This is a genomic window from Tateyamaria pelophila, assembly GCF_019966495.1.
GTDB classification, from domain to species: Bacteria; Pseudomonadota; Alphaproteobacteria; order Rhodobacterales; family Rhodobacteraceae; genus Tateyamaria; species Tateyamaria pelophila.
Genome location: NZ_JAIMIA010000259.1, coordinates 1 through 2590 on the forward strand (window position 1 = coordinate 1; position 2590 = coordinate 2590).

The 2590-nt window shown below is 55.8% G+C and carries 2 protein-coding genes and 1 pseudogene; 1 reads left to right on the top strand and 2 read right to left on the bottom strand.

The annotated features are described in order from the left end of the window. Positions 1 to 310 precede the first annotated feature (310 nt). Positions 311 to 1567 (bottom strand): IS110 family RNA-guided transposase, encoded by a 1257-nt coding sequence (locus LC354_RS27350; protein ID WP_223429087.1) that lies wholly within the window; start codon positions 1565 to 1567, stop codon positions 311 to 313. 136 nt (positions 1568 to 1703) lie between these two features. On the opposite strand from LC354_RS27350, the pseudogene LC354_RS27355 reads away from it, so the two are divergent. Then, positions 1704 to 1997 (top strand): annotated as a pseudogene (locus tag LC354_RS27355) (integrase core domain-containing protein); the annotation flags it as partial. Between the two features lie 212 nt (positions 1998 to 2209). On the opposite strand, the gene LC354_RS28220 reads toward LC354_RS27355, so the two are convergent. After that, positions 2210 to 2554 (bottom strand): YcaO-like family protein, encoded by a 345-nt coding sequence (locus LC354_RS28220; protein ID WP_223429088.1) that lies wholly within the window; start codon positions 2552 to 2554, stop codon positions 2210 to 2212. Positions 2555 to 2590: the final 36 nt, after the last annotated feature.

The following is a 2590-nucleotide window of genomic DNA, read 5'->3' on the forward strand; positions in this document are numbered from 1 at the left end:
TTCAAGCGAGGTTATCGACGCCCTAACAGACCTATTCATCCTACGGGGTGTGCCAGCCTATATCAGGTCGGACAACGTCCTATGTCGGGACATTCTGGCTGCTTAGGTCAGCAGGTCATGAGGCATCCGGCGCACCGGATGCCCTGTAATCGTTGCCCAGACGGGTTCTGCCGTCAAGAAATGATCTCTTCCATAGCAAACACAGGGTACGCGCGATGGCGGCCCTCACCGTCCTTAATACGAGATCCCAAATCCCAAGCAGAAGGCCCGAACATTATCTACGAGGTCAGCGAACTGCCTCCACGGCTCATCAGAGAGAGGTCCTTCCGCCTGGGCTCACCCCTTCGAAGAAGGGGCGATAGGGTACGTCGTTTTTGACAACGGCGTGTACAGTGCGCGCCATCTTGGCCGCGATCGCCGTATAGGCCTTGCGACGCAGATGAGCGTTGTAACGATCTTTCGAGATGTAGCGCTCAAACTTGTCCCGGAAGCTGTTGGTCCGCTTTAGCACGGCGGTTTGACCGGCCATCCAGAGAGTACGCCGCAGCCGGGCATTGCCATACTTCGAGATGCGGCTCTGGCCACGGAACATGCCAGATTGCATCGTGGCGAGGTCCATGCCGCAGAACTTCAGAAACTGTCGATGATGCCGGAATCGGCGCAGATCACCGGCCTCGGCCAAGATGGTCATTGCGTTGATTGGGCCGATCCCAGGGATGGTCGTCAGCAGCTGATAATCGGGCAGATCTGATAGCAACTCGACGGCCCGCGCTTCGATCTCATCGCGTTGCCGGATCAGGCTACGGCCCTCTGCGAGAACGAGGCGGAACATGCGAACAGCATCGGAGTCCGGCTGGACCGGAAGTCCAACCGAACCAGTGGCCGTCAAGTAAATATCTGAAAGTAATTGCTCTTTGGATACCTTGCGGCCAACGACCTCCCAGGCATCAGCAATGAAGGCGTCCCGGCTCATGGTCGAGATCATGTGTGGCGATGGGTACTGCTCCAAGAACGCCAGGAACCAATCGGTCCGCGAGCTTCGGTGAAATCGCTCGGCCTCGGGAAAATAAAGCGGCAGGTAATGCGTCAGGATGCGGTGCCATAACTCGGTCTTAGAGCGCGATACAATCTCATGGGTCTTGGAGAGCTCCTGGATGTCCGCGGTCCCGGTCACGAGCGGATCATGGAAGAACTGTACGGCCCCGATCTCCATCATGTGCAGAATGACCTGGGCGTCTTTTGGATCATTCTTGTCCCAACTGTTGTGCAGAGCCTCGCGCGTTCGGGCCAAGCTAACGGATGAGACAAGCTTCAAGTCGAAACCGGCCTGGCCGAGATAATGGGCCAAAGCACGGTGATAATTGCCGGTCGCCTCGAACCCGATCCGTACCGGCAGTTCATAGCTGGCGAGAGCGATGGCCAAGCGCTGAAACTCTTCCAGCGTGTTCGTAATCGTCATGCGGCGGCGGCGCTTCTTGCCGGGAATGCCAATAAGCACTTCGTGCCGGTGTTTTGAAATGTCGATGGCGACCAACAAGGTCGAAGCAGTAAAATGGGTGACGGTCATAGCCGGTCTCCTCAGCAGTGTGGTTGTGCAAAACCACTGTTGAGACCTGAGACCCGGTTATGGCCACCCGCTGCGCAATTTGGGGGCTGCGCGCGTGGCCATAACCTCTCAGCAGACCTTCTTCCCGACGTGCTACGGTCCAGAGTTCGTTGCTGAGGCTGTAAGGAACTGGATCAAAGCCGTTGGGGCAAAGACAGCATACATCGAGCCCGGATCACCTTGGGAAAACGGATACTGCGAAAGCTTCAACGGGAGAATGCGGGACGAATTGCTGAACGGTGAAATCTTCTACTCGCTTCGTGAAGCCCAAATCATTATCGAAAGATGGAGGATCCACTACAACACCAAGCGACCACACAGTGCATTGGGCTACCGCCCGCCAGCGCCTGAAGCCATCGTTCCGATGGACCAAAGGCCAATCATGCACTAACTTTCAATTTGGACCACTCAAGTGGGGCTGCTCACCTTCCGGGCATTCTTCGCCTGCGACGCAGCTTTATCAATAGCCGATCGTACGATATGCAGTGCTACAATGCACACGTGCGACGGTTTTGATGATACCGCACCGGTTACCGTCTCACCTAAGACCGACCTGCGCGATGGCAAATGCACAGTAGGTCGTTGCGGAGACCAAACCATTCTTTAGATCCGGAGTGCTAACTCATTCGGCGGCCGACTTGAGTCCAGAGGACATATGGGTTCGTGGTCATTCCCGTCCGGACCAAGCAATCTCGGCCACCCCCAGCGCGGTTTGTCACTGCACAGTCCCGGGGCAATTGCACGAACCACTGGAATATCGAATTCAGGCCGGGTTCGGTCGGCAAAATAGACATTTATGTCGTTGGACGAAAGGCGATCCAAGAGTCGGGTGAGGCCGAGGCCCTCTGAACCCGCATTCCCCAAGTGGATCTCTGATTTCGCTGTCTTGAACGTGATATTTTCTATATATACTCGTGCGCCTGAATTGACCTGAGGTTTTCCCCTCAAATCACTTTGTATTCTTTGAGCGATACGACGCGGAAG

Bases quoted from the DNA above. Each gene is read 5' to 3' on its own strand.
- LC354_RS27350 (WP_223429087.1), bottom strand. From the start codon at position 1,567: ATGACCGTCACCCATTTTACTGCTTCGACCTTGTTGGTCGCCATCGAC.